The 23300-nt window shown below is 63.6% G+C and carries 20 protein-coding genes and 2 pseudogenes; 10 read left to right on the plus strand and 12 right to left on the minus strand.

The window, feature by feature from the left end; all coding sequences use genetic code 11:
- Positions 1–38: 38 nt before the first annotated feature.
- Positions 39–587 carry a thioredoxin family protein gene (locus DB708_RS17315; RefSeq protein ID WP_108923831.1) on the minus strand — a complete coding sequence of 183 codons (549 nt, stop codon included), beginning with the start codon at positions 585–587 and terminating at the stop codon, positions 39–41.
- Between DB708_RS17315 and DB708_RS17320 the strand changes: the two genes are divergently transcribed.
- Complete coding sequence (locus tag DB708_RS17320; RefSeq protein WP_235616802.1) at positions 586–1632, plus strand: DMT family transporter; 1047 nt, start codon at positions 586–588, stop codon at positions 1630–1632. The genes DB708_RS17315 and DB708_RS17320 overlap by 2 nt on opposite strands.
- A 17-nt stretch (positions 1633–1649) precedes the next feature.
- On the opposite strand, the gene DB708_RS17325 is transcribed toward DB708_RS17320, so the two are convergent.
- Together DB708_RS17325 and DB708_RS17330 are read right to left on the minus strand one after the other, a co-directional pair.
- The gene (locus DB708_RS17325) at positions 1650–2825 is read right to left on the minus strand and encodes a glycosyltransferase (RefSeq protein WP_108924376.1); all 1176 of its coding nucleotides are present in this window, start codon (positions 2823–2825) and stop codon (positions 1650–1652) included.
- A gap of 91 nt (positions 2826–2916) precedes the next feature.
- Positions 2917–3558, minus strand: coding sequence for a cutinase family protein (locus DB708_RS17330; protein ID WP_165839844.1), 642 nt, complete (start codon positions 3556–3558; stop codon positions 2917–2919).
- A 194-nt stretch (positions 3559–3752) separates the two neighbouring features.
- Between DB708_RS17330 and DB708_RS17335 the strand changes: the two genes are divergently transcribed.
- Together DB708_RS17335 and zwf are read left to right on the plus strand one after the other, a co-directional pair.
- Positions 3753–4610 carry an LLM class F420-dependent oxidoreductase gene (locus DB708_RS17335; protein WP_235616803.1) on the plus strand — a complete coding sequence of 286 codons (858 nt, stop codon included), beginning with the start codon at positions 3753–3755 and terminating at the stop codon, positions 4608–4610.
- A gap of 73 nt (positions 4611–4683) precedes the next feature.
- The gene (gene zwf, locus DB708_RS17340) at positions 4684–6189 is read left to right on the plus strand and encodes a glucose-6-phosphate dehydrogenase (RefSeq protein WP_108923835.1); all 1506 of its coding nucleotides are present in this window, start codon (positions 4684–4686) and stop codon (positions 6187–6189) included.
- Here zwf and DB708_RS17345 read toward each other — a convergent pair whose 3' ends face one another.
- A complete protein-coding gene (locus DB708_RS17345; RefSeq protein WP_108924378.1) occupies positions 6190–7824 on the minus strand; it encodes an L-lactate permease in 1635 nt (544 codons plus the stop codon).
- 191 nt (positions 7825–8015) lie between these two features.
- Between DB708_RS17345 and DB708_RS17350 the strand changes: the two genes are divergently transcribed.
- Positions 8016–8459, plus strand: coding sequence for a limonene-1,2-epoxide hydrolase family protein (locus DB708_RS17350; RefSeq protein WP_108923837.1), 444 nt, complete (start codon positions 8016–8018; stop codon positions 8457–8459).
- Positions 8460–8507: 48 nt separating this feature from the next.
- On the opposite strand, the gene DB708_RS17355 is transcribed toward DB708_RS17350, so the two are convergent.
- From DB708_RS17355 to DB708_RS17365, 3 genes are all read right to left on the minus strand, one after another.
- Positions 8508–8705 (minus strand): GGDEF domain-containing protein, encoded by a 198-nt coding sequence (locus tag DB708_RS17355; protein ID WP_272889496.1) that lies wholly within the window; start codon positions 8703–8705, stop codon positions 8508–8510.
- Positions 8706–8767: 62 nt separating this feature from the next.
- Positions 8768–9040 (minus strand): carboxymuconolactone decarboxylase family protein, encoded by a 273-nt coding sequence (locus DB708_RS27320; protein ID WP_165839845.1) that lies wholly within the window; start codon positions 9038–9040, stop codon positions 8768–8770.
- A 323-nt stretch (positions 9041–9363) separates the two neighbouring features.
- Positions 9364–10413, minus strand: a complete 1050-nt coding sequence (locus DB708_RS17365; RefSeq protein WP_108923843.1) for an MBL fold metallo-hydrolase — start codon at positions 10411–10413, stop codon at positions 9364–9366.
- A 186-nt stretch (positions 10414–10599) separates the two neighbouring features.
- Between DB708_RS17365 and DB708_RS17370 the strand changes: the two genes are divergently transcribed.
- On the plus strand, positions 10600–11430 hold the full coding sequence (locus tag DB708_RS17370) for a class I SAM-dependent methyltransferase (RefSeq protein WP_108923845.1): 831 nt from the start codon (positions 10600–10602) through the stop codon (positions 11428–11430).
- A gap of 41 nt (positions 11431–11471) precedes the next feature.
- Here the strand turns inward: DB708_RS17370 and DB708_RS17375 are convergent, their stop codons facing one another.
- Positions 11472–12341, minus strand: coding sequence for an alpha/beta fold hydrolase (locus tag DB708_RS17375; protein WP_165839846.1), 870 nt, complete (start codon positions 12339–12341; stop codon positions 11472–11474).
- Between the two features lie 238 nt (positions 12342–12579).
- Between DB708_RS17375 and DB708_RS17380 the strand changes: the two genes are divergently transcribed.
- The 5 genes and pseudogenes from DB708_RS17380 to DB708_RS17400 all read left to right on the plus strand — a co-directional run bounded on the left by DB708_RS17380 (position 12580) and on the right by DB708_RS17400 (position 16807).
- The gene (locus tag DB708_RS17380) at positions 12580–13284 is read left to right on the plus strand and encodes a hypothetical protein (protein ID WP_108923849.1); all 705 of its coding nucleotides are present in this window, start codon (positions 12580–12582) and stop codon (positions 13282–13284) included.
- A gap of 246 nt (positions 13285–13530) precedes the next feature.
- On the plus strand, positions 13531–13851 hold the full coding sequence (locus DB708_RS17385; protein ID WP_108923851.1) for a hypothetical protein: 321 nt from the start codon (positions 13531–13533) through the stop codon (positions 13849–13851).
- A gap of 151 nt (positions 13852–14002) precedes the next feature.
- Positions 14003–14847: pseudogene (locus DB708_RS17390) on the plus strand (serine/threonine-protein kinase); the annotation flags it as partial.
- Positions 14848–15140: 293 nt separating this feature from the next.
- Positions 15141–16034 carry a cytochrome D1 domain-containing protein gene (locus tag DB708_RS17395; protein WP_133251022.1) on the plus strand — a complete coding sequence of 298 codons (894 nt, stop codon included), beginning with the start codon at positions 15141–15143 and terminating at the stop codon, positions 16032–16034.
- A 164-nt stretch (positions 16035–16198) separates the two neighbouring features.
- Positions 16199–16807, plus strand: coding sequence for an LGFP repeat-containing protein (locus DB708_RS17400; RefSeq protein WP_108924379.1), 609 nt, complete (start codon positions 16199–16201; stop codon positions 16805–16807).
- 162 nt (positions 16808–16969) lie between these two features.
- Here DB708_RS17400 and DB708_RS17405 read toward each other — a convergent pair.
- From DB708_RS17405 to DB708_RS17420, 4 genes and pseudogenes are all read right to left on the minus strand, one after another.
- A pseudogene (locus tag DB708_RS17405) lies at positions 16970–20332 on the minus strand (ATP-binding protein).
- A complete protein-coding gene (locus DB708_RS17410; RefSeq protein ID WP_108923855.1) occupies positions 20325–21035 on the minus strand; it encodes a DUF4194 domain-containing protein in 711 nt (236 codons plus the stop codon). Before DB708_RS17410 ends, DB708_RS17405 begins: the two are co-directional and overlap by 8 nt.
- Positions 21032–22507 carry a DUF3375 domain-containing protein gene (locus DB708_RS17415; RefSeq protein ID WP_235616840.1) on the minus strand — a complete coding sequence of 492 codons (1476 nt, stop codon included), beginning with the start codon at positions 22505–22507 and terminating at the stop codon, positions 21032–21034. Before DB708_RS17415 ends, DB708_RS17410 begins: the two co-directional genes overlap by 4 nt.
- Before the next feature lie 112 nt (positions 22508–22619).
- The gene (locus DB708_RS17420; RefSeq protein ID WP_108923859.1) at positions 22620–23258 is read right to left on the minus strand and encodes a TetR/AcrR family transcriptional regulator; all 639 of its coding nucleotides are present in this window, start codon (positions 23256–23258) and stop codon (positions 22620–22622) included.
- Between the last annotated feature and the right edge of the window lie 42 nt (positions 23259–23300).

Raw genomic sequence — 23300 nt, forward strand, 5'->3', positions numbered from 1 at the left:
CGTTACCAGCTGTGGTCGGTCCTACCGCCTGCGGCGGATCAACGCCACTTGATGCCGCAGCCTATTGACGGCCGCTGGTTGGGGTCTACCGGCTGCCCGGCCAGCACGGCGTCGACCGCCGCCCGGATGTCGGCGCCCGTTACCGGTAGCTCGTTTTTGGGCCGGGAGTCGTCGAGCTGTCCGCGATAGACGAGTCGGCGTTCGCCGTCGAACACAAACGTATCGGGCGTGCACGCCGCGGAGAAGGACCGCGCGATGTCTTGCGTCTCGTCGTACAGGTACGGAAACGTCCAGCCGTGGCGGCGGCCCTCGGCGACCATCTGGTCCGGGCCGTCCTGCGGGTAGGTGGCCACGTCATTGCTGGAGATCCCCACCATTGCGACACCTTGGTCGGCCAGGTCGCGGCCCAGCGCGGCCAGCCCGGCGGCGACATGCTGGACATACGGGCAGTGGTTGCAGATGAAGGTGACGACCAGTGCGGGACCCGCCAGCTCGTCGAGGCTGACCACCGCTCCGGTTGCTGGGTCGGGCAACGCGAAGGGCGGCGCGGACGTTCCGAGGGCGAGCATCGTGGACTCGATAGCCATGCCCGCCAGACTAGTCCGCGGCGACCCCGGCGCCATCGCCGAGCGCGGGTGCGCAACGCTGTATCCGGTGGGGCCAGAGTTAGCCGCGTTGCAATCCGGGGTACCAGTCCGAAACATGGGGTGGGTGATATCGCACGCCGTCGCGATCTGCTCAGGGCTGCTCGCCGCGTTCTGGGCAGCAGTCGGCATCGTCGTTCGACAGCGCGCCGCCCAAAACGTTGCGGCTGGTGACGATCTGACCGGGCCGACGGTGACGAACGTGGTTCGCCAGCCGCTGTGGTGGGCAGGTCTGCTCGCCGCCATCGCCGGTTTTGTGTTCCAGGCCCTGGCTCTGGCGCACGGATCCCTGATGCTGGTGCAGCCGCTGCTGGTTTCGTCGCTGCTGTTTGCGTTGCCGTTGAGCGCGAGGCTTTGCCATCAACGCATCACCCGGGCCGAGTGGAGTTGGGCGATCGTGTTGACTGTCGCCCTGGCGGCGTTCTTGCTCGTCGGCCAGCCGCGCGAGGGTTACAACCGTCCGCCGATACCGTCGTGGACCCTGGCGGTGCTGCTCACCGCACCGCTGGTAATCGCCTGCCTCGTCGTCGCACGGCGCACTATTGGGCGTCCGCGCGCCATGCTGCTGGCGGTCGCCGTGGCGGTGCTGCTCGGCGTGGTCGCGGTTCTGACGAAGATCTGCACGCACCGCTACGCGGTCGGGGGATGGCACGCACTGCTGACCGTCCCCGCGCCATACCTACTGGTCGTGCTGGCGGTCGCGGTGACCATGGTGCAAAGCTCCGCTTTTCACGCCGGCGCATTGCAGGCGTCGGTGCCGATCATGCTGGTCGGCGAACCTGTCGTCGCGGTAGTGCTCGGAGTTGTCGTGCTCGGCGAACACCTTGAGGTGCGGGGATCGGCAACGCTGGGCCTGCTCGTCGCCGTCGTCGCGATGGTGGCCTCCACAATCGCACTCGCCCGCGACCAGGCACCCGGCGCAGACGGCACGACCGCGAAAGCTGTTGGTGCACAAGGCGCTAACGAAGACGGTGTGGTTTGCACCTAGGCAACGCCGGCTCGCGCTCATCGCGGCTGCTTGAGAGCGGCCTCTTCCAGGAGATCGACGGTGCGCGCGATGCTTTCGGCGGGCTTGGTCATCAATGCGGCAACCTCACGAGCCCGCGCGGCCAATTCCGGAGCGAGGAGGCCCCGCAGGTCCGCGATCACTGAGTCCAGGGTGCTTTCCATAAAGCCGCGTCCAGAGCCAACTTTCAGTTTTGCAACCCCGGCTGCCCAGACCGGCTGATCAAGCCAGAACCACAAAATCAGTGTGGGGACTCCGGCCCGCATGCCTGCCGCCGTCGCGCCGGCGCCGCCGTGATGGACGACCGCGCGACACAACGGAAACACGGCCGCGTGGTTCACCCCGGTCACAATCTTTACGTGATCGGGGTGCGGGACGCCGGTGACTTCATTCGGGCCGGTGCAAATCAACGCCCGCTCGCCGACGCGCGCGCTGGCCTCGCTGATCACCGCGATGGTCTCGACAGGCGATGTCAGCGGTGTGCTGCCGAAGCCGAAGTAGATCGGCGGCGCGCCAGCGGCAATCCAGGACAACACCTCGTCGTCAGCATCGCTTGGCAACCCCAGTGTCAGCGCACCGACGAACAACGGCGCAGTTTCCGGTTCCAGCCATTCGTCCACCCGCCCCGGCAAGCAGATCGCGTCATAGGCCTGGATTTCTAACCCCGGTCGCGGATCTCCGGTGAGCTCCGGCAAGCCGAGCGCGCGGCGGTGCGCGTCGTCGGCTTCCTTCATTATCTGCGGACCGAATGCACCGGAGCCCAAGATCCGCGACGGGAAGTAGTGCAACGCCCCGAGGGGAATGCCGTGATACTCCGCGATGTTGGCGGCCAGGCCCTGCTCGTTGAAGGCTGCGACCAACAGGTCGGATCCGTTTGCCAACGGTGTCAGCACGGCGCTCTTCTCCGACTTGACCTGGTTGACATGCCGGGCGACCTCGGCCCACATAGTGACGGGGTTCTGGACCTTGCCGACGAAGGCCGCGGCGAAGTCCATCTGTTCCCGCGAGTCGGGACCGTACGGGACCGCGGCCAACCCTGCCGATTCGACGAAGCCCACCATGTTGGGCGCGACCGCTATCTGCACGTCGTGGCCGCGTCGCATCAGCTCGCGGCCGACGGCGGCCAGGGGCTCGACATCGCCGCGACTTCCGTAGCCCGCCAGCACGCACTTCATCGACGGAACCTCACTCGCGGTGCTGCCTGTCCCGTGCACCAAATCTGTTCTGTAGGTTGCGATCCGTCGCGCGGCGCTGCGCGGGGGGCCGTTAGCGGACCCGGTCGGCCGCGTAGTTGGCTGCTTGGTCCGTCATCCCATCCTGAATGTAGGAGACATGCGCCATAATATTCCCGCCGCCGGAGCAGATCGGATCGTCGGGAGCGCACAAGCTGATGGTCTTGCCGCTGTAAACCGGGTTAATCGTGGGCAGCGGCTGGCCGCCCCACAACATGCTCGAGAATTGACTGGTCGGCTCGCCGAACAAGGCAACCGCGGCGACATGGTCAGCCACCGCAGCCGGCATCGCCTGGGTGGCCAGGTCGATCACCGTCGAACCCTGGGAGTACCCGCCGAGCACGATCTTTGTGTTGGGACAGTTGGCGACGGTGCCCTGGATGTGACCGCTCGCGTCGTTAGACCCGGCCGGCGCACTGTTGTGGTAATCGTCGTTGGCCGGGTAGTTGACCGCGTAGACCCCGACGGACTTCCCGCCGACTTTCGAAGTAAACGAGTCGGTGAACGCTTGACCGATGTTGCCCAGCCCCGGGTCCTGATGGGTACCGCGAGCGAAAACCACCTCGACGTCCGAGCAGGGATCAGCGGAGGCGGTAGGGGAGATTGGCGCGGCAACCAGCGCCCACATCATCACTGCAGCGACGCCAACGATACGAATAAGTCTGAGTGCACTCATTCCCAAATGCTGACACACCGACCGAGACGGCTCTACCGGCGGCTCGCTTTACCCGGATGCGGACCAGATATGCCGGCACTATCAAAATGAGGTTCCTGCCGACGGGAAGGAACTGGATGTTCGCGCAGTTTGAGCTTGGTAACCCGGCGACGCCGTAAAGATCCGTCCCGGGGGGTTCTGAAAGGCTGGGAAACGTGACCGACTCAACGACCGGGTCGAAGACCGGTGCGGTGTCCGCAGACCGGTCACGTCCGGTGCGGATAGGCGTTCAGCTGTGGGCGGGTGGAACACCGGACTACCGGACATGGCGCCAGGCGGTGTTGCACGCCGAAGAGCTAGGCGTTGACGCCATATTCGGCTACGACCACTTCCACAAACCCTTCCTCGACATGGTCGACGGCACCCCGCAACTGCAGGATGAGCAGCCCGAAGTCAACAACTTCGAGGCATGGACCGCGCTTGCATCGTGGGCCGAGATCACCAGTCGAGCCGAGATCGGACTGCTCGTCAGCGGCATGCCGTATCGCAACCCCGACCTGGTTGCGGATATGGCACGCACCGTCGATCACATCAGTGGCGGCCGATTGATCCTCGGCCTCGGGGCCGGCTGGTATCCGCAAGACTTCATTGGCTACGGCTACGAATACGGCACTGTCAGATCGAGGATGGACCAGTTCGACGAGGGCTTGCAGCGCATCGAATACCGGCTCAACCATTTGACGCCCAGCCCGCTGCGTCAGATCCCGATCCTGATCGGCGGAGGCGGGGAGCGGCGCACCATTCCCGCAGCGGCCCGGCACGCCCACATCTGGCACAGCTTTGCACCCATTGACGAGTTTCGGCGCAAGAACGAGCTCCTCAAACGGCTCGCAACGGACGCCGGACGCGACGAGGCCGGCATCGAACGCGCGATGGCGTGGACCGACGCCAAGTCGGCGGATGCTTTCGTCGACGCGGGCGTCACGCTGTTCACCACCGAAATCCACCCAGACGACAACGGGTATGACTTCTGTCGGCTCGAGGCGATGCTGGCCTGGCGCGGTCGCAGATGAACATCTGATTCCGGGGCAAGCCGATGCGAGCCCACCGCTGCGGAGATGTCGCGACAGTGGAAGTATCTCGGGAGTGGCCGCTAAGAAACCGCAGACGATCTCTTACCCGGCGCCTGACTCACGTCCGCGCCGCCACGACTACGACCCGCTCGACCCCCATGTCATCGTGTTGTTCGGCGCGACGGGGGACTTGGCCAAACGCAAGCTGATTTCCGGCTTGGCCTATCTGGATCAATCCGAGCTCGCGCCCGATATCCAAATCGTCGCGACGTCACTCGAAGAACTCAGCGATGACGAGTTCCGCGATATCGCGAAGAACTCGATCGACTCGTACGGCACTCACAAGCTCACACCCGAGCAGTGGGCCGACTTCGCGAAGATCGTGCACTACGTCCCGCAGGGCACCGGGCCCGAGGCCCTGGCCGCCGCGGTCGCCGAAGCCGAAAGCAATCTGGGGCCGAACGTGCGGCGACTGCACTATCTGTCGGTTCCGCCGAAAGCGGCCCGCGCCGTCATCACCACGCTACGCGACGCGAATCTCGTCGAGCGATCCCGAGTGGTGATGGAAAAGCCGTTCGGCACCGACCTGGCCAGTGCGGTGGCCCTCAACGACTTCCTGCACGAGACATTCGACGAATCCCAGATTTTCCGGATCGACCACTTCCTGGGGAAGGAGGCGGCCCAGAACATCTTGGCGTTCCGCTTTGCCAACGGTCTGTTCGAGCCGATCTGGAACCGGAACTTCATCGACCACATCCAGATCGACATTCCCGAAACGCTCGGTCTGGACCAGCGAGCCAACTTCTACGAAAGCACCGGCGCCTACAAGGACATGGTCGTCACCCACCTGTTGCAGGTGATGGCGTTCGTGGTGATGGAACCGCCGACGGCCCTTGAGCCGTATGCGATCAGCGAAGAGAAGAACAAAGTGTTCCGCTCGATGCTGCCCGTCAAGTGTTCAGATGTGGTGCGCGGCCAGTACAGCGGGTATCGCGAAGAGAACGGTGTGGCAAGGGATTCCGATACCGAGACGTTCATCGCGCTTAAGGTCGGCGTCGACAACTGGCGGTGGGCCGGCGTGCCGATCTACCTGCGCACCGGCAAGAAGATGGCCGAAGGCATCCGCATTATCTCGATTGCGTTCAAAGAGGCTCCGCGCAGCATGTTCCCGGCAGGGTCAGGCGTGGGGACTCAGGGTCCCGACCACCTCACGTTCGATCTGGCCGACAACTCAAAGGTGTCACTGTCCTTCTACGGCAAGCGGCCCGGCCCCGGGATGAGGCTCGACAAGTTGTCGATGCAATTCTCTTCGCAGGAAATCGACACCGCGGACCAAACGCTCGAGGCATACGAGCGGCTCATTCTCGATGCGATGCGCGGCGATCACACACTATTCACCACCGCGGAGGGCATCGAATCCCTTTGGGAGCGTTCGGCAGATCTGCTCACCGACCCGCCGCCCGCCAAGGTATATCCGACCGGAACCTGGGGCCCCAACGCCATTCACCAACTGATTGCGCCCAACGCGTGGCGGTTGCCGTTCGAGCGCGGATGGCGCGAAAAATCGCACGGGCAATAGTCAGAACACCATCCACGACAGCACCGAGGCTTGCAGCCCCGACAGGGCGCAGATAAACACCAGGAACACCACGCTCCACAGGACCACGCGGCGGAAAACGTCACCCTCTTTTCCGTGCATGTCGACCGCCGCCGCGGCGATGGCCAGGTTCTGCGGGGAGATCATCTTGCCCAGCACACCGCCGCTGCTGTTGCCGGCGGCCATCAGCAGCGGTGACAGACCCGCCTTGGCAGCCGCGGTCACCTGCAGGGCGCCGAACAGAGAATTCGACGAGGTATCGGATCCGGTGACCGCTACACCGAGCCACCCTAGAATGGGGGAGAGCAGTGCGAAAGCACCGCCCGCCCCCGCCATCCACGCGCCAAGGGTAATGGTCTGTCCGGAGGCGTTCATCACGAAAGCCAGTGCCAGCACTGCCATTACAGTGAGGATGGCCCATCGGAGCTGATACAGCGTTGCCCCATAGGCCTTGACGGCCCCGACCACCGACAGTCGCAGCACCACCATGGCGACGACGCCCGCTAGCAGCATCTGCGTGCCCGGAGTGGTCAGCAGATTGAAGGTGAAGTTCGGCAGCGTCGACGGGCTGCCCTTGGCCGTGTACAAGTGCAGTCCCGGCCAGTGCACGGTATCGGTCGCGTGTTCGAGAAATTTCTTCACCGCCGGTACCTGGCAGACGACGAAAATGGCGATGATGATCGCGTAGGGCGAGTACGCGCGGGCCACCTCGATGCGCGAGTCCGGACGCCCGAGATTCGCAGCGAATTCGGGGGACAGCGTGTCAGAAGCGCCGCCCGCGACCACGGTAGCCCGCGGTGCGGATTGCTGACGCTGGACGCGCAGCAGCAACACCACGGCACCGGCGGACAGCAACGAAGCCACCACATCGGCCAGCGGCACCGACACGAAATTCGAAGTGGCGTATTGGCCGATGCCGAAAACCACGCCGGCCACCAGCGCCGCGGGCCAGGTTTCCCGAACTCCGCGCCGACCGTCGGCGATGGCCACCAGAACCAGCGGAACGAAGATGGCCAGGATGGGGGTTTGACGCCCGACCATCGCGCCGAGCGCTTCGCTGGATAATCCGGAAACCTTGCCGAGCGTGATAATCGGTGTGGCCATCGCCCCGTAGGCGACCGGTGCGGTATTGGCAACCAGCGCGAGGACAGCCGCCTTGAGCGGTTTGAATCCCAGGGCGAGCAGCATCACCGAGGTGACCGCCACGGGCGCACCGAATCCGGCCAAGGCTTCCAGTAGAGCGCCGAACGAAAACGCGATGATGATCGCTTGGATGCGGTGGTCGTCGCTGACACTCGCGAAACTGCGCCGCAGCACATCGAAATGCCCTGTCTGCACAGTCATCTGGTAGACCCAGATCGCGTTGATCACGATCCAGAGAATCGGGAAGAATCCGAACACGGCACCCTCGCCGCCCGCCAGCAGCGTCTGGCCAATCGGCATGCGATACACGGCAACCGCGATGGCGATCGCGACGGCCAGCGATAGCAGTGAGGCCCGCCACGCCCGCACACGCAAAACCCCAAGCATCAGGAAGAGCATCGCCAGCGGCAGGGCGGCCACCAGGGAACTCCAGCCCAGCGAGTGGGCGACAGGGTCGAGGATCTGACGATACATATTGGGCACCTTATGGACCACGAACGGCGCATTGTTTCTGATCCGTCGGCTGACAACCACGAATGTCTGAACGAGATTTGGAGAACCATTAAATCAATCAGTTTATTTAGGCGTAGAGTCACCACCAGCTCGCGCTCACGCAGCCGACGGGCTGCGTTCGAAGAGACCGGTGACCAGCGAAGGAAGAGAACATGCCACCAGGCGTTGCCGCAAAAAATGCCACCGAGCGACTCGTGCTCGATTTCATCCACGCCTTCTACGGGCAGAGCATCGACATCGGTGCGGCAACAGCCCTGATGACAGATGACTTCATTTGGCAGCTGCATGTGCCGCTGTCACCGGTGATCGTCGGACGCGACGCGGCGCGCGCGGAACTCGAGAAACACAACAGTCTTTCCACCGGCATGATCGACGGCAGCGAAATCCGCACGATTGTGTCGACCGGCGATACCGTCGTGGTCGAACGTGTTGACGTGAATTCCCTTGGTGGCGTGCCGGTAACGTTCCACGTGATCGCGGTCTTCGAAGTGCGCGACGGGGCGGTCAGCCACTGGCGTGAGTATTGGGACACCAGCCATGTTGCTCAGCAGATCGGCATCGACCCGGCGCACATGTTCGAACCGCTCTCCGGTTAGTCGGCACGCGAATCGCGGGCGCGCTCGGCCCAGCGACGACGGAGCCTTTCAAGCACTTTTTCGGCCTCGGGGCTGGGCGCCGACGAGCAGGAACAGGAACTCGTCGGCACCGATACGGAAGGCCTTGTCTTCGCTACGGACTGACCAACGGATCGCATTGGCGAAGGTGACCAAGAGGGCATCGCCGGCCTCGTGGCCGTGACCGTCGTTGTATCGCTTGAAGTGATCGAGGTCGATCAGCGCCAACGTGATCGTGATCGTGCCAGGGAAATCCCGGGTGACGGACGGCTCGATCGCCTTTCCTGCGATCAGCTACCGGGGAAGGCGTTGACTCCCATGACAAGCGCGGCGGTGCCACCGTAGAGATAGGCGACCTCGACCGCTTCGGTGACCTCGGCCTCCGAGGCCCCCGCGGCGCGGGCGTTGTCGGCGAGCGACCTCACCCCGTCAGGATGCGCGGCGATCGTGTCCGTGATCATCCCCATCAGCAGCTTGTACTTGGCCGGAATGACACCTTCATCGAGGATTCGTTCACGCATCCCCTGATAAGAGCCGGCGAATTGCGGGTCGCGCTGTTCCATCGCCGCAAGCCATGGCGGGCGACCGGACGGCGCTTGCGAGGCAGGCACGGGATCGGTACAGCCACTTGGCGAAACGTGGGCCGGTCCGCCATCGCCGCACCAGTCGGCGCGGCTAAGTGGTGCGGCCTCGACGGCCAGACTCCCGCCGATTATCAACACAGCCGCCGATAGTGCCGTGAAATTACCGACTAGAACCCGGGCACGCTCAAGCACTCTGAGTTGGGGGTGAGATGTATTCGTCATGCCGGAACGGTACGCTCGCGCCGTCAGCCGCGGCAACCGAAAGCTATTGCGGCACCTAGTATAACGTCGCAGTTCCAGGCTCAGGCGGCGGCCAGGGCGAACGACGTACCTACAGCGCTGGGGACGAAAGCGTCGGGCAGTGCCGTCGCGAGCCGGACCTGGGCGCGCCATCCCGTGCAATGCGCCGGGACGACGAGGCCGGGGGACAAGGCCACGAGCGCATCGACGGTGGGTTCGATAATCGGCTCGAATCCTGGCCCGGTCAGGTGAAATCCCCCGAGCAGGCCGTGCAACCGATCGACGCCGGTGAGCCGCATCGCGTGCCGCGCAATGTTGATGGCCCCACCGTGCCCACATCCGGTCAGCACGACAAGCCCGAGTCCGCGGACATGGACGACGAGCGCTTGGTCGTCGACGATCAGGGGATCCGGCTCCCAGGCACCGTCGCGCGACACCTCGTGGAATTTCATTCCGATCTCGAAATCGGTTGTGCGGTCGATCTCACCGGTGATCAGCACGCTCCCGTCAAGCAGGATCGAGGGCTGGCGTCGCTCGATGACCTCGAAACCCTCGCACTGCAGCGAAGACTTGCTGAGCACGGGGAGTTCCCAGCCCGGACGCCCCGGCAGGGCGATCCTGCGCCGGCTCCACACGAGCGGATGCACAGTCAACGGCAGCCCGGTGCGGCCGCGCAGGCGAGCCAGACCGGCGAAGCCGCCGGCATGGTCGAAGTGGCCGTGACTCAGCACGACGGCTTCGATGTCGGCGACGTCGACACCCAATCGCTCCATGTTGGTCGCCATGCCGTCGGGTGAGACACCGGTATCGAACAGCAGCGTGTGTGAGCGGTTGCCCCTCCGCACTGTGACCAGCGCCGAGAACCCGTGCTCGGCGAGCATTCCCGGGACGGTGGTGCCGCCGTCGAATTGCGCCGCTTCCACCGCCGGCGTACGGCTCATCGGCATTCGCCGCGCCGGGCCCATGTCCGTCATCAAGCCGTCGTAGCTGTTGTCGACCAGAGTCGTGATCACCAACTCGTCGACCGGTTCAAGCGCAATCGGATCGACCGCCTCGCCCTCGACGACGCGGGGCGCCACCCCGCGAACATCGTTCCCACTACCGCCACACATAGTCCAGAGCATATGCACCAAGCGAACCGCAAAGCCAGCATCTAACCTGGTCCATCCTGCAATGTCCTAAGAACTGCGTTCTTAGGCTTGAAGATGAGTCGTTCGAAACGTGCTGCACTGCAACGGAACAGCCCGGCACAATTGCACATTGCGGTAGGTGCCCGAATCGATTTAGTCTCGGGAGCGATGACCTCCGGCACTCCTCACGACGCGCAGACCGGAGCCGCCGCGACTTACAACGCGGCGGCTGATGCGTTCGACGATCCGGCGAATACGTTCTGGGCTCGCTTCGGTCGCGAGACCGTCGAGCGGCTTGCCCTCGCACCCGGCCACCGGGTCTTGGACGTTTGTTGCGGCAGCGGCGCTTCGGCGATACCCGCAGCGCAGATCGTCGGGCCTCGCGGGGCGGTGGTCGGTGTCGATCTCGCTGAGCGGCTGCTCGCGCTGGGACGCGCAAAGGCCGAGACATTGGGCTTACGCAACATCGAGTTTCGCTCCGGCGACATGCTCGATCTCCGGCTGACGCCCGAGGAATTCGACGCGGTCGTGTGTGTGTTCGGTGTCTTTTTTGTGCCCGATATCGGCGCCGCGGTGCGGGCGTTGTGGCACCTCGTTCGCCCGGGCGGCAAGCTCGCGATCACCACCTGGGGACCACGCTTTCTCGAGCCCGCCAATACCACTTTCTGGGATTCGATCCGCGAGGTCCGACCCGATCTCTACAAGGGCTTCAATCCGTGGGATCGCATCTGCGATCCGGCATCGTTGCGTGAAGTGATGCGTGCGGGCGGAGTGGAGCAGGCCGAGGTCGTAGCCGAATTCGGCGCACATCCGATCACGTCGCCCGAAGCCTGGTGGGCGGCGATACTGGGCTCAGGCTATCGCGGCACCGTCGAGCAGCTCTCGCCGCACGATCGCGATCGCGTGCACACGACGAACCTTAATTACGTTCGCAGTTCTGGTATCACCAGCGCCGAAACCAATGTCGTGTATGCGGTGGCCACCAAAGACGGTGGATAGGGTAGTCGAACCTGCTGGGCTGCAGATGATTTAGGACGTCGTCAGGTCTTCGAGTCAAGCAGCTCACGCAGGATCTCTTCGAAATGGTCGACGAACATGAGGTGGCCTTCACCCGGCACGACGTGCAGGGTGGCGCCCGGGATCGCTGCGGCCTGACGCAGTGCGTGGGCCACAGGGACGTTCACGTCGACGTCGCCCTGCCACACCTGCACGGGTACGTTGATGTCCTCGAGCCGAAAGCCCCAGTCACGAGCGAAGAGTCGGAAATCTTGCGCCGCAGCGCGGCCTGCAGTAGGGGATGCGTCTGCCAGCATGCTAATGAACATGCTCAGCACCTCGGGCCGCGACAGCACCCCGATGTCGACTGCCGGCATGCTGTTCATCAACAACGGCAATACCCGGTGAGGAGCTCGGCGCCCGAATAGAAAGATGAGCCCGAAAATTACGGCATTGGCCGCGGGCACTCTCCGCCCAAGCCGGGCGAACAACCTGTTGGCTGCCATCATTCCCGACTCCGACCCGGGCTCAGCGAGCGAACCGACCCCGCTGACGAGTGCGGCGGCACTGACCCGGTCGGGTAGGAAGCGGGCGCAGACCGCCGCGTACGGCCCGCCTCCGGAGATTCCGAGGACGGCGAACCGCCGGATGCCCAAGTGGTCAGCGAGTTCGGCCACGTCGTCCGCCCACCCCGCGAACGCGCGCCGCCGTTGCCGGGTGCTAGCCCCACAGCCAGGCCGGTCGGGGACGATCATCCGGACGCCCGCAGCGTGCAGGGACGCCGAGTCGACGAGGATTTGGTGACGGGAACCGGGCGTGCCGTGGAATGCGAACACCGGATAGTCACTGGGGTCACCCAGCTCCGCCCAGGCCAGCTCTCGTCCGTCGATCAGCTGCGTGAACCGTGCATCCACAGCAACGACCCTATGCGCTGAATGTGTATTCGACTGAGCGACATGTATTTACGGTGTAGTGACATCCCGTATTTTCAGCGGATCTTCCACAAGTTGCAGCCTTTGAACTGATAGATGACGCGTCGCAGTGGCAATTCCACCGCGGCAACCTCATTGAGTATCGTCACTGCACGGTTACCGCGGTATGGATCTGATCGGCATGCAGTTGAACTGATGTTCGCCACGGGGGAAGGCAAGGATGAACAAGCAGGACAAGCCATTGCTGGTCGAATTAACGCGCGGGCCCATCCTTCCCTCCGAATTGAAACATATGCTGGCGTTGGGAGCCCAGGATGCGAATTGCCTCATCATGACGGTGGTTTGGTCGGACAACAGTCAGGCATCAACTACCGATGTCGACCAGATCGAGCCGATCGAGGATGCCGAGGGCATCAGATCGGTGTTCGCCAAATTCCACTACAGCGACGGTTCGAACTTGACCATCTGGCTACGCCGGTACTACTGCAACATCGTCGAGGCAGTCGGAAAAATGTCGCTTCAGCGCCAATCATCGATAGCTCAATATTGGGCCAGCCTGCCTGACCGCAGCTCACTGACCTATCGCGCGGCCAACTGGCTTCGTTCCCTGCCGATTGCACTGCTCGGCGGCGCATGTACATTTTTCGCCGCCGGCTTCGTCTTTCACGGGCATCGACATTCCATGGCGCCCTGGGCGCTGCGGATAGGATTCTTGTTAATCGCTCTGTGCTCGTACCTGTTTGTGCGATCCACGCATGCCACCCGCGGGTTTTCCAAATTGGTCGTCCTGGCGCGCCGCCCCCGCAGGGATACCTCGAGATCAACGCTAGCGTGCAGCTCACTGGCGTTTCTTCGCGCCAGCGTCGATCTCGAGGAAAAGTCGCTGTGGCACACAAGGTGCTCAGCGGCGCTTGTCCGGTACTGATCGGGCTCGACGGCATCGAAATCCGTTGATGTGGACTGTATTACACGCCGCACTCCACACTAGGGCATAGCCGGATTCTCGGAAGCTGTTGTTGCACAGTCGGTTAGGGGGCAAGCAAGGTGTACCACACGCCGCGACATGCACGCCCGACGTGGCGAGGCCAACCCCGCGGTCGATCGAGCAGGGGCCTTGACCTCTGTGTCCGGGCCCGGTTCGATAATGCATACGCGCGAAAGGAGGCCTGCAGTGAGGACATCCGTTCGTCATCTTGTTGCCGTCGTCATGATGGCGTTGGCGTCGATGGCAGCCGTGACTATCGCGACACCGGCCGTGAGTTCGGCCGCCTGCGCGGACGGCGAGTGGTGGGACCCGACGGGCAAGGTCTGCCGACCACTCGGTGTCGGGCCACAACCGTTGGCATGTGAGCCGGGCCAGTGGTGGGATCCGACGGCGAATGTATGCCGGCCACTCGGCGTCGGGCCACAACCGCTGGCATGCGATAACGGCTGGTGGTGGGATCCGGCCGCCAACGTATGTCGTCCGCCAGCGGTGCCACCGGCCGGCTGATTTCGGCCTGGCCGCGGTCGATATGTGCTCCGCGCGATCAATTCGAGACGTATCGCTCTAACGTCGCTAGCGACGCAGTATCAGTTGCTAAGTCTGCCGCACCCGGCGGTGGACTATGGTGTTGCTGAATTGCAGCCGTCGGGAGGTTTCCATGGAAGGGACCCCATTCGGCCGGTACCGACTAATCAATTTGCTCGGCCGAGGCGGCATGGGCGAGGTCTGGCGCGCCTATGACACCGTCACCGATCGCATAGTCGCGCTGAAAGTACTCCCAGCGCATTTTGCTGCGGACACGACGTTTCAACAGCGATTCCGTCGCGAGGCCCACTCGGCAGCACGGTTAAACGACCCTCACGTCGTGCCAATTCACACTTACGGCGAGATCGACGGGCGGTTATTCGTCGACATGCGGCTGATCGAGGGCCGCGATCTGGCAACCGTGCTGGCCTCGGGTCCGATGCTCCCTCACGTGCGGTGCACATCGTCGAGCAGGTGGCTCACGCCGTGTATGCGGCGCACAAGATTGGATTGGTGCATCGGGATATCAAGCCCTCCAACATCTTGCTCGGTGAAAACGACTTCGCGTATCTGATCGATTTCGCGATCGCGCGCGTTCTGGGCGAGACCGGTCTGACGGGGACGGACGCGGTGGTCGGCACGCTGCGTTAAATGGCCCCGGAGCGCTTCAGAGTCGGTCAGGCCGATGCACGCTCGGACATCTATGCGCTGGCCTGCGTGCTCTATGAGTGCTTGACGGGAGGCGCCCCCTTTCCGGGTGACAGCATCGAACAACAAGTGGCAGGGCATCTGTCGGCGCCGCCGCCGCGACCATCTGACTCCGGCGCGCCGCCGGCATTCGATGCGGTCATCGCCACTGGCATGGCCAAGGATCCTGAGCAGCGTTACGCCACCCCTGTGGAGATGGCACGGGCCGCGCGTGATGCGATCACGGTGCCGCTGCGCCGACCAGACCCAAATGCGCAGTCACACAACGCCGGTGCAAGTGCCCACACACAAGCGGACTCATTTCCAAGTGAGCGACGCAGCGGGCGCAGAAACCACTGCACGGTGACCCATTGCAGCACGTGGTGCAAAACCCCAAGCGCGCCAAGCGGTATTGGGTGGTCGCCGCCGCAGTGATTGGCGTGGTCGTGGTGTTGGGGGGCGCAAGCGTATACCTTCTGCGCACACACACATCCACGACTGCAGCTACGCGGCCGACAGCGGCCACCCCGCCGCCACCGGTGCCTAGTAGCGGGGGAGTCACGCCCAGTGCGGGAGTGACGGCGGTGCCCAGTGGTCCACCCACGATCGCCGCCTCAATTCGGGTGGGCAATGGCGCCTTCGGCGTCGCGGTCGACTCCGCCGGACACAGCGTCTATGTCGCGAATACCGGTTCCAACTCCGTCTCGGTGGTCGATACCACCAGCCGCACGGTCACCGCCACGATTGCTGTGGGACGCCACCCCGTCGGTGTTGCCGTGGATTCGTCGACCCGAACCGTCTACGTCACCAACTTCGACGACGCCTCGGTGTCGGTCATCGACATCACCAGCAGCAAGGTCATCGCCAGAGTGGAGGTCGGTACCCATCCGGGCGGATTAGCGGTCGACCCGGATGCCCGCATCGCCTATGTCACTAACGGTGATAACGCATCGGTGTCGGTCATCGACACGACGACGCATGCCGTGACGGCGACGGTGCCCACCGGAAAAGGCCCAAGCCGGGTGGCCATCGATCGGACCGCCCACCGCTTGTTTGTCACCACCGCCGATCCAACGGTGACGGTTATCGATACCGCGAACCGAACCGTCGTCGGTTCCGTCGCGCTTCGCGTCCACCCGGCCGGTATCGCCGTCGACTCCGCATCGCACACCGCCTATATCGCCAGCGGCGATGATGCATCGGTGTCCTTGGTCGACACCATCAGCCTGGACGTCACCGCTAGTGTGCCCGTCGGGCAACGCCCCGCGGGGGTGGCAGTGGACCCGCCGACGAACACCGCGTACGTGGCCAACTACAGCGGTGCGTCCGTGTCGGTAATCGATACCGCTAGGCGCATCGTCACCGGAATCCTTGCCGTCGGCAACAATCCGCTCGCCATCGCCATCGACCCAACCACACATTTCGGATACGTCACCAGCGACCTCAACCACGGCTCGTTGACCGTGATCCAACGCTGAAGTTGGGGGGCGCGCTCGCGTCAATGACCGCGTTGTAAGTTCGGTCGGGGGCTACGAAGACCGCCGATCGCCTATGCAATCAAATGGCTCGGTTATGGTCCGGGCGGGGCGAGGCGGTCAACCGCAACTTGATCCACACCACAGGACAACGCGAGAGGAAGCTCATGAAAACGATCGCAAACCGTCACGCGGCAGTCGTCAGCCTGGCCGCCGTCGCGCTGATCACGGTGGGCTGCAGCAATGGCAAAAGCGTCGACGCGTCGGCGCCACCTAAAGTCGGGGCGAACGCCACCTCCACATCGAAAACCCCAGCGCAGCCCACCGAGGTGAAGCTCATCGGGGAGAGCAACGTCGAGGTGACCCTGACCGGCCCGATCGCTGCTAAATACTCGTCGGCAAACCAGAGTCAGAGGGAGGCTCTCGGCAAGCCGCTGACAGGTGACCGCAATGCGGGAAAACGGGACAGCGGCGTGGTGTTCCAGCAGTTTCAGGGCGGCGTGATCACCGCCAAGAATGACGAGGCCGGCACGCCTGCATATGTCACCCTGGGCAAGATCCGGGAGGCCTGGAATATCCCACGCGACCCGGACGGCGCGCCTGCGGTCACCGGCAACAACGGTTCGGCAGGTCCGCTGGGCTTACCCACCAACGACGCGAACACCGTCGGCGATCTACTCGGGGAGACGTTCGAGCACGGCAGGATCGAGTACAACACGAAGACCGGCCAGGTCGAGGTGACGGTCAACGGCAAGGTCGTACCATCCGGGCTGTAGTGATCGTCTAGTTGTTGCGGATTCTGACTCGTTCGCCATTCGACGCATGGTCGCCAATAGCACGCAACGCACTTGAGTACACGGCTAGTAATTCGGAAACACTTGCCCCGCAATTGATCTAGGCGTCCAATCGAATCGCTCCGATGCTCACGCCCGATGGCATCACACCCCGGCAGGCATCAGTGTCGCCGACGTCCGCATCTCGTGGCGCAGAGCGGAGAAATCCGCGATCGTCTTTGTGGTCACGGTCGCGACCGGGCGAGCGTTGCGGCCGGTGGCTTCACGCTTGGACACCATCACCACGCTGTCGATGTAAGGCTGGATGGTCGTGGCGTTCTGCACGGTGGCCACGATGACGAGCTGGAAGCCGAACTTGCGGAACGCCTGCAAAGCCTGCTGAGCGAATTGCGGGTCAGACTTTGAGAACGCCTCATCGAGCATCAACTGGGCGAAAATCGGTTTGTTGTCTGCACTTTCGGGGCTGGCTAGGTTGAAGCTCAAAGCTCCGGCCAGGCAGAAAGCCATCAGCTTTTCCTGCTCGCCGCCGGAGTTGTCGCCAGCGTTGCTGTGCGTGCGGATCAGCTCATCGCTGCTGACATCCCATTCGGCACAATCGAAGGCGAACCGGTTGCGGACATCCAGAGCGTCGCGGGTCCAGGCCTTGTCTTCCGGTGCCGTCGAGGCCAATCGGTTCCGCAGCCGCAAGATATCGGCGTACTGGTCCAGGATGGCCTGCTTGTCGCCAAGACCGACTTCAGCGATACGCCGCGAGATAGCCCGAACGATCTCGGTGAATTCGGCCGCGCCGGCCAAGCTGCGCGAGATCGCGCGCAGGGTGAGCCGGGTGCCGCGGTTGAACTCCACCGCGCCCAGGCCGGTGTTGACCCGTTCGATCTGCTCGCTGATGCGCCGGGCTTCCTGCTCGGCGACTCGATGCAGGGTGAGGATCGCATCAGGCGCCTGTTCGGTGACCAGTCGCAGCATCCGCTCGTAGGCCTCGGGGAGTTCCCGCTCGTCGATATGGCGACACAACGCGACGTAATCGTGAACGCTTTCGTCGAACACATCGCTGTCGTTGGGGATCGCGTCGGGAAACGCGGTGTCGAACGTGTTGAGAATGCGCGCAAGCTCATCGTATGAGCGCCTACGGCTTTCGCGCAGTTGCTCGCGTTCGCGCCGGATCGCAGTGAACACCGCATCGCGGTGCGGTTCGGGGTCGAGCATGTCTAGTGAAACCGGCACATCGGCGGCATACCGATTCAGCAGGTCGATCAGCGGCTCGGACACAAACGCCGGAGCGAGCCGTTCCTGTAGCTCAAGCAGCCGGGTGCGGCGACCGTCGAGGTCGTCACGGCGAGTCTGGATGGCTCCGCGACGGGTCATCAGGGCCTGGATCTGTTCCCAGCACTCCTCGGCCCGCGCGGTAAGTGCCTCGATATCGGGATTGTCGGCTAGCAGCAGCTCGAACTGCTCGCGTAACCGGTCTGCATGTCTATCAGCGGTCTCGGTGTCGACGTGGGTCCATTGTTCGAACTGATCGCAGATCGCCTTGAATGCTGCAGCCTGGTTGCGCCACTGCTGACGCTCGGCGGCGATATCGTCAGCGACGCCGCGAGCTCGGCGGAACGCCTCTTCGGCGTTGGCCAAATCGACGGTCAGCGCGTCGATCTTGGCGGCGACATCACCCTGGTAGATGTAGTCGGCCTGCTTGAGCGGTCGGCGGTCATCCTTGATGGCCAAGCGCTCGGAGTCCTTGTACAGGCCGGTGTCGGTGACGGCGCGCCGGAACCGGGGAAACAGGTCGGGTGTGTCGACGCAGACGTGATCACCGGCGGCGGCGATGACGTCGGCGGCCTCGGCGGCACAGTCATGGGTTGGATCGACCACACACAACTTGCCGGCCAACGTGTTCGGATCGGCCTCGGTGACCTCGGCGCCGACGAACCTGGCGCGGACGTGATGCAGCTGTAATCGCCCACCCATGTTGGTCTCGTTGACCAACCGCAGCACTGCTGCGTAGTGGCTGTCAGGGACCAGCAGCCGTAGACCCACGCCGCGCAGCACCTTCTCGACGGCGATGCGCCAGCGACTCTGCTCCGGCCGCAGATCCATCAGCTCGGCGATGTAGGGCAACTCGTCCGGGTTGATACCCATGACGGCACAGATATGTTCGCGCATGGCGAGGGCGAACTCCGGAAGTGCCGAGCCGACGTGCTCGACACGTTTGAGTTCCTTGGCGGCGTCGTCGCGCGCGATGCGGGCGACCTTCTGCGAGTACTCGGCATCGGTCGAGACTTCCCGGCCGCGATCCAGTTTGGCCAACAACTCGGTGGCGCGGGTGCTGAGTTCCTCGCGTAGGTTCCAGAATTCGTCGGCGGTGTCCGGGATGTCGAGATCGTGTGTACTGAGCATGGATTCATAGGCGGTGGCCCGACGTGACACCTGCTCGGCATGCGCCTCGGCACCGGCCACCTGCGACTGCAGCGGGCCCAGGCTGGTGCTGGATCCGCTGATCTGCGCGTTCAGCGAATCACCTTCGGCCTTAGCGAGATTGAGCTGGCGGGTCACGTCCTCGTATTCGTTGCCGAGCTGATCGATGGTGGCGTCGAGCGATTCGATCTGCGCCGGACACTGCGCAAGCCGGACGTGATCTGTCTAAGCCCGCACCATCGACTGGTCGACCAGGTCGATGATGCCCAGGTCGGAAGACTCTGAGGCGTAGCGTTGCTGCAGCTTCTCGATGTCGCCGAGGATTTTGCGTTTGCGTTGCGCGACGGCCAGCAGTTCACGGGCATCGACGAGCGGGTCGATCTGCTTGAGCGCATCGGGCAGCCGGGTCAGGCTATCGGGCTCGTCGAGCATGAACTCCCGGACAAATTGTTCAAGTCCACCAACGCTTTTCAGTGATTTGGCTTTGCCAAGCAGCTGCTGCGCGGCGTCGGACGCACGGATTCCGATGGTGGCGTATAGCTGGGCGAGGTACTGCGATTCCACCTTGGTGGAGAAACGCCAGTCGTCTTTGAACACGACGGCGTCGAAGCGGCCTGCGGCCCAACGGTTGCAGACCTTTTCGATGTCACGATCGCCGTCGGCCAGTACGAATCGGCTCGAGGAGTCGGATCGGGATTCGCCGGTTAGCCATTTGAGTACCAGGCCGGTGACGGTGCGGCCGGTATTGCTGGTGTAGGTGACCGCGATCGCCGACCAAGTGGTGCCGTCACCGCGCAGGTACATGACCTTGCTAGTGCCGGCGTCGCTGCGCTGACCCCAAGCACCGCGGACGTATTTGTCGACGGTCCGCCGACCTGCGTTGGACCCCGCGGCGGTGCTGTCCCCAGAAGCGTTGAAGTTGCGCCGATTGAATGGTAAGAAGCCAAGCGAAATAGCTTCCAGCAGTGAGGATTTACCGCTGCCGGATGCGCCGGCGATCAATGCGCCACCGTCACTGAACGGGATCGAGTGGTATCCGTCGAAGACACCCCAGTTGATGACCTGCAAGCGCGACAAGTGGAACTGTTCAGTCATCCTCGCGTTCGCCCTCCTCGTCACGGTCCTGCGACTGGCTGATGCCGCCGTTGAGGAGAACCTCGAACTGCTGCTGTAGCTCGGTAATGACCGAGGCCGTCATGACGGCGTTGATAACCGGACTGACGGTGTAGCTGTCCTCGTCGTCGCGGGTTTTGCGCAGGATCTCCAGCGAAGCAAGCCGAGTGATTGCGCCGTCGATGCGTGCGGTGAACGTGACAGCGTCGCGGTCGGCATCGTTGAGGACGCCGGAAAACAGCTCGTGCATTTCCTCGCGGCTGATGACCACGGCCTGGTCGCCCGAGGCGCGCATCATCTGTGCTAGGTGCAGCGCCAGGATCGAGTCGTAGGTCCCGAGCGGTTCCCGGCGTAAAAGCTTTGCACCCCGCGCTGATTCGTAGCGAGCCTGTTCGACGAACGCAACGTCGGCGCCCTCGACGACACGTAGCAGCAGATCCAGTTCCGACAGCCTGGTCGATAGCTGGGCGCGATAATCCAGCACCCAGGCGTAGACATCGCGGTCGGCTTCGGCACTGATGTAGCGACGCGTCAGCAGCTGCTGTAGCGCCCAGCAGGCTCGGTCAGGTAACTCGGACACATCGCCGTCGAACCGGGGTCGGCGCTGGTGCGGGGTGCGCGCAGTCTGATCGACCTGGGGGAGTGCGGAAAATCCGCTGTAGTCGACGGTTTCTTCGACGGTCATGCGGTCGCTGTCAACAGGGTGGAAACCGGTTCGGTGAACATCAAGTGCGGCACCTCCATTTCGCGGTCACGCCCGTCCAAGGACCGAAAGCGGACCGTAACCGACTCAGAACCCCGGGTGGATTCCGGTTGCTTGAGCGCCCAGGACCACAGCACGATGACATGCCCGAGATATGCCGAGTCGAGCATGGCGACCGCATCCGCGAGTGACAGTTTCGTCGCGGAGCTGATCGCCGTGTTGATCATCTCGGACATCGCAGGTGCATCGACCTGGGTGGTAAGCGCGGCGAAGCTGGCCAGATCGACGTCGCCCTCCGCGATTTCGGCAGGCTTGGGATTGGACAAGTCGCCGATCCGAAAGCTCAGCGCGCCAACAGAACTGAATGCGTGCCGGGCTAGGGGGAGTTCGATGTCCAACCGAGAGTCGGTCAGCGACGCTTTGAGCAGGCTGCGCGCCGCGCCGATGGCTTCGTTGAGCTGACGAGCAACACCGCGGCTCTGTTCAAGAGTGCCGAACGCGGTGAATCGTTTGACTCGCTGCGCGCAGCGTTGTTGGACGCGTTCCACTTCGTCGATCTGGTGGCCGACCAGTTCGAAGAAGCCGGCCATCACTTTGCGCAGTGCCGGGTCGAGGGCTGGGAGCGCTCCAGCGACCGCAGCGACGTCGGCTTCGAACCCGGCGCGTTGGTCGGGGTCGTTGATCATCCGCAGGAAGGCGCGATGCGAGTCGCGGCCCTGGGAGTCCCAGGCAACCTCATAGTCGGTGTACATGCGACGCTGCCGGTCGCGATATTCGGCGTTGCTGTCAATCGGCTCGTCGAGGGCTAGCGTTGCCCGTTCGATCATGGTCCCGTACTGGCCGATGTCGGTGATCAGGCGTTCCATCTGCAGGGCGATGGCGTGGGCTTCATCGTAGGCGTCAGTCAGATCGACGTCTTCTTGGTGGTCACCTGAGATGACATCCTCGTCCAACCCGTCGAGCTCAGCTTGAAGTGCGGCAATCTCGGCTTCGATGCTGGCGCGGATGCGATCGGGGTCATTGCCGATCCGCAACGCGACCTGCTTGAGCCGGGACGCGATGCCGTTGATCGAGCCCCCGGTGGCGATGGTGTCCTGCCGGCGCATGCCCCGCAGAAAGTCAAGCGCGCGGCACGCCTCCTGGGTGAGATAGCACAGGTTGCGTTCAACGCCAGATCGCTGGTCGGCGACCCGGTGCAGCCAGCCCTGACTGGCCCAGGATTTGATTAGGGCCAGGCCGGACTGCTCGCCCGCCTGATCGAGCTCAGCGAGATCGCGCTCGAGGCGAACAACGAGGTCGGTCTCGGGGACCACGCCTCCGCTGAGCTGGCGCTCCATCAGGGTCGCGTACAGGTTGAGGTTCAACGTGGCCAGCAGGCGGATCGTCGGCGAACCCTGCAGGCCGCGATTGAACTCGAGCAGGCTGGCGGGCGACAGCGTTGCGTCGTCGTCCAGCACGTGCCCTCCGTGTCGATTCATCAAGTCTCGGACGGTCCAAGATATGCCACAGACGGGATAACCGGCGTCCAGTGAGCGGGGTGTCGCGGGCCGGAATCCTTATCGCGATTCAGTTGGCGCCGCTACCCACGGCGACAAGCAAATTGATGATCCTGGTAATGGTGCCGGTGACCGGTCTGGCCGGCAGCGACGGGTCGATTGCCCGCTGAATACCCAGCCCGATGCCGGCGCTGAGAAATAGGTTGCCGAGATCGTCGAGGCTATCCGCAGCGCCGGTTCCCATCAGCTGCTGCTCGGTCAGCCCTTGGTCGGCGAGCATGGACCGCAATGCGCCGACGACCATCTGCGCGGCTTCGTTGCGTAGTGCGCTGATCATTTGGGTGAGTTCCGAATTGTGGCGGGAGAGTACGGCGAACTCCAGTTCCAGCATGGTCCATCCCACGTCGCCGGCGGTGCGTTCCAGCCATGCGTTGACCGCATCAACCCGTTCGGATAGGTCTGTGTCCGACTTCGCGAGATCGGACATTTCGGTGAACTTCGTCTGGTGGATCGACTCCAGCACTTCCCGGCATAAGTTGGGCTTGCCCCCGAAGTTGGAGTACACCGCTCCCTTGGAGTAGCCGGCGTCATCGGCGATGTCCTCGAGGCTGGTGGCCGCGTAACCATGGGCCAGGAACCGCTGTTTGGCAGCCTCCAGCAACTCCGCGCGGGTCTGTTCCTGGCGCTTCGCCCTGGTCAGCCGTGGCATGCGCCGATGATAGTTCGTGGGTGTACCCGAGGTATTGATTCA

The organism is Mycobacterium montefiorense (assembly GCF_003112775.1).
GTDB classification, from domain to species: domain Bacteria; phylum Actinomycetota; class Actinomycetes; order Mycobacteriales; family Mycobacteriaceae; genus Mycobacterium; species Mycobacterium montefiorense.

Excerpts from the sequence above, each read along its gene's own strand:
- DB708_RS17320 (WP_235616802.1), top strand. The coding sequence starts at position 586 with ATGCCCGCCAGACTAGTCCGCGGCGACCCCGGCGCCATCGCCGAGCGC.
- DB708_RS17315 (WP_108923831.1), bottom strand. The coding sequence starts at position 587 with ATGGCTATCGAGTCCACGATGCTCGCCCTCGGAACGTCCGCGCCGCCC.
- DB708_RS17325 (WP_108924376.1), bottom strand. The coding sequence starts at position 2,825 with ATGAAGTGCGTGCTGGCGGGCTACGGAAGTCGCGGCGATGTCGAGCCC.
- DB708_RS17330 (WP_165839844.1), bottom strand. The coding sequence starts at position 3,558 with ATGAGTGCACTCAGACTTATTCGTATCGTTGGCGTCGCTGCAGTGATG.
- DB708_RS17345 (WP_108924378.1), bottom strand. The coding sequence starts at position 7,824 with ATGTATCGTCAGATCCTCGACCCTGTCGCCCACTCGCTGGGCTGGAGT.
- DB708_RS17350 (WP_108923837.1), top strand. The coding sequence starts at position 8,016 with ATGCCACCAGGCGTTGCCGCAAAAAATGCCACCGAGCGACTCGTGCTC.
- DB708_RS27320 (WP_165839845.1), bottom strand. The coding sequence starts at position 9,040 with ATGGAACAGCGCGACCCGCAATTCGCCGGCTCTTATCAGGGGATGCGT.
- DB708_RS17365 (WP_108923843.1), bottom strand. The coding sequence starts at position 10,413 with ATGTGTGGCGGTAGTGGGAACGATGTTCGCGGGGTGGCGCCCCGCGTC.
- DB708_RS17370 (WP_108923845.1), top strand. The coding sequence starts at position 10,600 with ATGACCTCCGGCACTCCTCACGACGCGCAGACCGGAGCCGCCGCGACT.
- DB708_RS17380 (WP_108923849.1), top strand. The coding sequence starts at position 12,580 with ATGAACAAGCAGGACAAGCCATTGCTGGTCGAATTAACGCGCGGGCCC.
- DB708_RS17400 (WP_108924379.1), top strand. The coding sequence starts at position 16,199 with ATGAAAACGATCGCAAACCGTCACGCGGCAGTCGTCAGCCTGGCCGCC.
- DB708_RS17410 (WP_108923855.1), bottom strand. The coding sequence starts at position 21,035 with ATGACCGTCGAAGAAACCGTCGACTACAGCGGATTTTCCGCACTCCCC.
- DB708_RS17420 (WP_108923859.1), bottom strand. The coding sequence starts at position 23,258 with ATGCCACGGCTGACCAGGGCGAAGCGCCAGGAACAGACCCGCGCGGAG.